The sequence below is a fragment of the Pullulanibacillus camelliae genome, from assembly GCF_014642655.1.
In the GTDB taxonomy this organism is placed as follows: Bacteria; Bacillota; Bacilli; order Bacillales; family Sporolactobacillaceae; genus Pullulanibacillus; species Pullulanibacillus camelliae.
This window is the reverse complement of sequence record NZ_BMIR01000005.1, coordinates 204,852-211,467: the sequence shown is the minus strand read 5'-3', so window position 1 is coordinate 211,467 and position 6,616 is coordinate 204,852. Positions and strand designations below refer to the sequence as shown.

Genomic DNA, 6,616 nt, shown 5'->3' with positions numbered 1-6,616 from the left:
ACATACACCCGAAGATCATCCGCCAGGTACAAGAACAACGACTTCAAGCGGCATAAGCCTTGACGGAGTACTGATGGTTTTTGCGAACTTTACTTGACACTAACAAATTTTATCTATTTATTTTCTTTATCCTGATTTATTCATACTTCAAAGAAAAACAAGATTTCAGGTCAAGACCAAACTATATCTGGAAGGTCATTTGAAGGACAAAGATCACCCGGATCTCACTAATTTACTGGCGACTTTAATCATCTTCGTCCGTATGGTTTGGATTGGCATCGTCTTTTGTCCCTTTGGATTGATCAGCCGCATCATCTTCGGAATACCCGGCGATCATTTGATAGAGCTTTTGGCGAATGAACAAAGTAACGCCTTTCATCCTTTAGTTTTAGGTATTGAATCAAAGGTTGGGAGAAACCCACTTTTCCGTCGAATTCTCGGAATATGAATTCACCTGTATTGGAGGAAAGAGATTCTCCATCATTTGACAATTTCATTTGACGAGTGAAATTAAGCGTTATTTGCGGTAAAGGAGCCATTATAAGAAGCCTTTCTGCTAGCTATTTATTCGTCGTTTTAACCTTATCAGAAACGGATTTTTTTCATTTAGTTGATGCGTTGAAGTTCAAAATAAATCACTTGATAGATAAGCCTTTTTACTGTGTTTTGCGAACTTCTATGACTAATCTAGGATTTATTTTCTTTATATAATAAATAGGATAAATAAAGTGATCACTGTCGCAGAATATTTCAGCTAAAAAAAACCACTAACTCAGAGGTTAATGGTTTAAAAAGGAAGTATGGAGTTAAAAGCCATCACATCAACAATGTACAAAGACATCATACATATTCCCTATGGTAAAAGGCTCCACCTCCGCCTTATACCGTGGCAACCACACTTGTTGCCCCTCCTGACTTCATTATATTGAAAGCGCTTTCTAAGGTCAACCCCCTTATCCACCTAATTTTTAAATTCATCTAGCTAATTTTAAAAATGTATGACAAATAGAGTAAAGCTGTTCAAATAATTGACACATATTTTGTAAACACTTACAATATGACTATACTAAATTTATCGATTATTCAAGTAAGATATATAGATCCTGACATATTCATAGGATTCTATTGTTATGAATCTTGATTTTTGTTCATATCATGAGTTATTTACACAAAAAGTATTTTACTTATATGAAGAGGTGACCGTTATGGTAAATCAGTCCAAAAATATTGATACGCTTTTAAAAGAAGCCAGAACGTTTCAACCCGATCCTCAGTTTACAGCACAAGCCAACTTCAATGATCCAGATGTATATGAAGAAGCAGCAAACGATCCACAAGCTTATTGGGCCAAACAGGCTGAAGAGTTAACCTGGTTTAAGCCCTATGATAAAGTTCTGGAATGGAATCCACCCCATGCTCAATGGTTTTTAGGTGGTAAATTAAATGCAGCATATAACTGTGTTGATCGCCATCGAGAAAGCTATAGAAAAAACAAGGCAGCGATCATCTGGGAAGGCGAGAAAGGCGAAAGTAAAATCTACACCTACGATATGTTAGGCCGTGAGGTGGACCGCGCTGCCCATATGCTCCGCAACTTGGGCATTGAAAAAGGCGATCGTGTTGCCGTCTATCTGCCCATGGTGCCCGAGCTCCCCATTACTTTGCTTGCTTGTGCAAAAATAGGAGCCATTCATACCGTTGTTTTTGCTGGGTTTTCAGCTAAATCGCTACAAGATCGCATTGAAGATGCCGATGCCAAACTTCTCGTAACTGCTGATGCGAGCTGGCGTCGCGGCAAACAGGTGCCTCTAAAACAATTTGCTGATGAAGCCGTTAAAGCAACGGCCGTTGAGCACATCTTAGTCGTTAATGCGGTTGGAGAGGCTGCCGATTATAGCATGACCGCTGGCCGTGATCTATACTGGAAGACAGAAATGGCCAAAGCGCCTACCTCTCCCTATCCCGCCGAGGAAATGGATGCGGAGGATATCCTTTATCTTCTCTATACTTCAGGAACGACTGGAAAGCCAAAAGGCATTGTGCATACAACTGGCGGTTATATGGTTGGAGTAAACCACTCTTTGCGCAGCGTCTTTGACCTCAAAGATAGCGATGTCTTCTTCTGTAGCGCGGATATCGGCTGGGTAACTGGACATACCTATATCGTTTACGGACCGCTCTCTGCGGGGGCTACCATCGTCATCTATGAAGGGGCGCCTGATTATCCTGAGCGCGATCGTTTTTGGGACATTATTGAAAAATACGGCGTCACGACCTTTTACACAGCGCCTACCTCCATTCGTACCTTTATGAAATGGGGACCACAATATGTAGAAAGTCATGATCTCAGCAGCTTAAGATTACTTGGTACGGTAGGTGAACCGATTAATCCCGAGGCATGGATGTGGTTTCATAAATATGTTGGAAAAGAAAAGCTTCCAATCGTCGACACCTGGTGGCAAACGGAGACTGGATGTGCTATGGTTGCTCCTCTCCCAGGATTAACAACGACAAAACCGGGATCAGCGACACTTCCTTTGCCAGGGATTATTGCCGATGTCGTTGATGATGAAGGTCATTCTGTTGACTATAATAGCGGAGGTACACTCGTCATTAAACATCCTTGGCCCTCCATGCTGCGGACGGTTTGGGGAGATGATGAGCGCTTCAGAAATACCTATTTTGGAAAATTTCCTGAATGGTATCTTCCAGGTGACGGCGCTCATAAAGATGAGGATGGGTATATCTGGATACTTGGACGCCTTGATGACGTCATCAATGTTTCTGGTCACCGCATAGGAACAATGGAAGTCGAAAGCGCCATCGTCGGCCATCCTTCTGTTGCTGAAGCAGCTGTCATCGGACGGGATGATGAGCTCAAAGGTCAGGCCATCTCCGCTTTTGTCACTTTGAAAGATGGAGTGGAAGAATCAGAAGCTCTGATACAAGAAATCAAAGCAAAGGTCGCCGACGAAATAGGAAAAATGGCTCGTCCTGAAGAAATCTACTTTACAAGTGACCTTCCAAAAACACGTAGCGGAAAAATCATCCGTAGACTGCTTCGCAATATTGCAGAGGGTAAAGAATTGGGAGATACAACCTCCCTTGCCGATCAAAGCGTTGTTGAACAACTTCAAAAGCTGAGCAAGTCGTAAATAATATATTTGACACACAAGCGCCTCCCTGCGTGGGAGGTGCTTGTTGTATTTAGCCTCCCTCCTTGCACTCTCCTCATGCAAAAAATGCCCTACAACAAAAAGTTCAGAAGGAGCATGGATCCTAAAAACGTCTCATAAACTATAAGACAAACACAAGCAGGGAGTCGGAGGCGAAACAGCCATGAAGCAACGAAAACGCGCGCTCATCCTCAGTCTTATTGTGTTCTGTCTTTTACTGGCATGCATTGGCTATATTTTCTACAAACATATGCCCAGACAACAAGCTGTTCAGGAAGTGAAAACCTTTTATGATAGCGAACAAGACGGTGATTACGCCAAAGCTTGGGAATCACTCCATCCTTTAATGCACAAAAAATTCAGCCAAAGACAATACATTCAGGCACGATCACAGCTGTTTATCGAAGCCTTGGGTGCCAAAACATTCACATATAAAATCACTGAGGTGGACCATTTAAATCATTGGAAGATGGCAAAGGATGCACCCCACTTAAAAAATGTATATAGAATAACAGTTCAGCAACACTTCAAGGGAATTTTCGGTCAAACCCTCATTGAAAAAGAGATCTTTGCCGTTAAGACTAAGGAAAATTATAAGCTGCTGTGGGATTATGACTAATCTGCCTGAATTCCATCCATACGCCGCTGCGTTCCAGTCGTTCTCACATACACTAAAAAATAGAAAGGATAGAACGCCGAAAGGAGAACGTTCATGACTCATCCCATCTTATATGCGGCACTTGGCGACTCATTAACCGTTGGCATTGGTTCTGATCTTTTTTTCCCTGGTTTTATCGGCTATTATCAACACGCCCTGCAGCATCACTTAAAACAACCTGTTGCCATACAGTCCATTGCTCGAGTGGGCGCGACAGCAATGGAAATCTTAGAGGCCACCACCTTCGTTGCGATATGCAAATCGCTTCAGCATGCACAGGTGATCACCGTTACCGCAGGGGCTAATGATCTGATCGATGCCGGAAAACGCTTTTTAATAGACCATGACCTCAAGCGTCTCCAAAATGCCTTAGAGGCATCCGTTTACCACGTTGGTGAGATCATTCGCAAAATCCATAAGCTACATGAGCAACGTCCTGCACCTTATATTCTTAGAGTCTTTAATATATATAACCCTTTTCCAGAGCTGCCCGAAGCCAATATGTGGATTGAACGGTTCAATCATGAGCTCCTGAGCTACGCTAGCCATCCTAATACAAAAATCGCTGATATCGATACAGCTTTTGCAGGGAAACAAAAGGATTTGCTTGTTCCAGGCGATGTACACCCAAATGTCCACGGCTACAAAGTCATGGCAGATGTCCTTAAGCAGCTTGGTTACGCACCACTTTCTACCTGAGGAATAAAGCTCTGTTCATAGACTCATAATAAAAAGAAAAAATGAGTGATGCCATTGAAGTTTCTCAAATCGCTTTGGAATTCATTAACCTTTTGGTTATTTTTTCTGATCCTCATCAGCTTCTCTTTCATGGTAATGATGGCTTCTACAATGTAACTCTTCCTTCTTAAACAACTGCCCTCACAGCTATTTTTAAGCTGTGAGGGCAGTGTGTTTTCTATAATTTTGCGATTTTTAATTGCGATTGAGCCTGATCTTTTTTAGCAAGGAGTCTGAACATGACACTATAAAGGACAACGCCGATAAAGGCGAGCCCGCCTAAAATAATAAAGGTCCAAAAATACCCCACCCAAACCGTTAGCGGAATAGCGACGGGTGCGATCGTTCTTCCGATTGAAAAGCGCAAGCTAGATGCCGCAAAGTATTGTCCACGCATATTTTCTGGAGCCAGCTTGGAAACAAAGGCATCTTGAATGCCAACAACCATAAGCTCTGCAGCGGTAAATAGGACAATTGACAAAAAGAGTACCCAAATATTTGTCGTTAAACCGAACACCATGATAGCAATTCCATAGGAAAGTGCCGAACCCATAAAGACCGATTTTTCTTTATACCGAACCATCCATTTGGTCATGAACACCGTAAATAAAGCAACAAGCAAGCCATTTTCAGCAACAATCCAGCTAAAAACTTCCTTTCCGCCAATATCAAAGTGGAGATGTCCAAATGAGAGTAGATGCTGAACAGGGACTTGTTCTGTCGTATAAACGGCCATGACAAGATCCAATTGCATAAAGGTTTGCGCCACAAGGACACCTGCCAAAATAAAAATGAGGAAGATCTTATCCGTCGTAATCACGCGATAGTCATGCAATTGCTCCTTCAAGTAATGGTACCACTTGCCTTCCTTAACCTCCCGCGCTTGTACCTCCGGAGCGGTCTCGCGTATATACTTCTGTAGGATAACAACGAGCAATATACTAATGGCCAAGCAAACTAACAAAAATGGAAAGCGGTAATCAAAGAAAAAGATGCCTCCAAGCAATGGACCAATCACAACAGAGATGTTAATCGATGTATAAAAAACAGCAAACACTGAGCTGCGATGCTTTTCTGGGACAACATCTGCCACCATTGCATGGCTCGCTGGCCAATAAAGTTGACCAAATAAACCCAATAATGAAAAACTGATGAAGGTCAACACCGGCGAGTCCAGCCAAGGTGAATTCGCTAAGGCAAAAAAGACGAAGCTAAGTGCCTCACCAATACATGAGAGCACCATCATTCTTTTTCGACCAAAGTGATCCGCACAATAACCGCCGACTAAACCCACCGCGACACTTAAAACCTGCGAGGCCACAAGAAGCGCACCAGCGGATTCCTTTCCAAAAGCATTAGAGAAGTAAATCGCCATAAAAGGGAAAAACATCCAAAACAATAAATTTGTCATGCCCTCTCCCAATAGACGAACCTTTAAGTTTAAATCCCAATCTCTTAATTTCATTCTTTTCCCTCCTTCTCTCTGCTTTCTTATCACTTGCCTGAGAAACTTTGAAATATAAAATTTTCAGGAAAAATAAAAAGAGCCTATAACAGACGTACCACGCCCATCATAGACTCTAAATGCATTGTTCTATGGTTGGTCATGGTCATAGTCGTCTATGTGATAAGAAAACAACCTATAACAAAAAACATGCTACTTAAAAAAGAAGCAATGACGTCAGCATTGCTTGACCCTACTGATCAAGCCGCTCACGATTTTTTGTTATCCTTGTTTCACCACATCATTGACGAGCATAACCATGTTTAACAGCTCCTAATTTCTTTTAGCTCTTATAAATTATCACAGATTATTCACAAAAACAATACTTTTATAAATCCCTATATGAAAACTCAGTTTAGAGCATTAATGAACCTCATGACCTCCTCCTTTTTTGAAAGGCTTTTCTCTACAATGATAGATTGATTACCCAATGCCACTGTTACCGACACAATGCATTATCCTTGTGAGTGATTGTACCTCTTAATTCTATCAGCCTAACAAGCGGTTTATCCGAATGCAGTTGCAGAAAAACATAAACAT

Annotated in this window: 4 protein-coding genes and 1 pseudogene; 3 read left to right on the top strand and 2 right to left on the bottom strand. The window is 41.8% G+C overall.

Annotation, left to right across the window (positions count from 1 at the left end; translation table 11 throughout):
* Positions 1-298: 298 nt before the first annotated feature.
* Positions 299-539 (bottom strand): annotated as a pseudogene (locus IEW82_RS07565) (transposase); the annotation flags it as partial.
* Positions 540-1,205: 666 nt separating this feature from the next.
* Between IEW82_RS07565 and acs the strand changes: the two are divergent.
* The 3 genes from acs (at position 1,206) to IEW82_RS07550 (ending at position 4,533) form a co-directional block, all read left to right on the top strand.
* On the top strand, positions 1,206-3,155 hold the full coding sequence (acs, locus tag IEW82_RS07560; protein ID WP_188691679.1) for an acetate--CoA ligase: 1,950 nt from the start codon (positions 1,206-1,208) through the stop codon (positions 3,153-3,155).
* Positions 3,156-3,339: 184 nt separating this feature from the next.
* The gene (locus tag IEW82_RS07555; RefSeq protein ID WP_188691677.1) at positions 3,340-3,795 is read left to right on the top strand and encodes a hypothetical protein; all 456 of its coding nucleotides are present in this window, start codon (positions 3,340-3,342) and stop codon (positions 3,793-3,795) included.
* A 93-nt stretch (positions 3,796-3,888) separates the two neighbouring features.
* Positions 3,889-4,533 carry a GDSL-type esterase/lipase family protein gene (locus IEW82_RS07550; protein WP_188691673.1) on the top strand — a complete coding sequence of 215 codons (645 nt, stop codon included), beginning with the start codon at positions 3,889-3,891 and terminating at the stop codon, positions 4,531-4,533.
* Between the two features lie 217 nt (positions 4,534-4,750).
* On the opposite strand, the gene IEW82_RS07545 is transcribed toward IEW82_RS07550, so the two are convergent.
* Positions 4,751-6,037: an MDR family MFS transporter gene (locus tag IEW82_RS07545; protein WP_188691671.1), complete on the bottom strand. Its 1,287-nt coding sequence runs from the start codon at positions 6,035-6,037 to the stop codon at positions 4,751-4,753.
* Between the last annotated feature and the right edge of the window lie 579 nt (positions 6,038-6,616).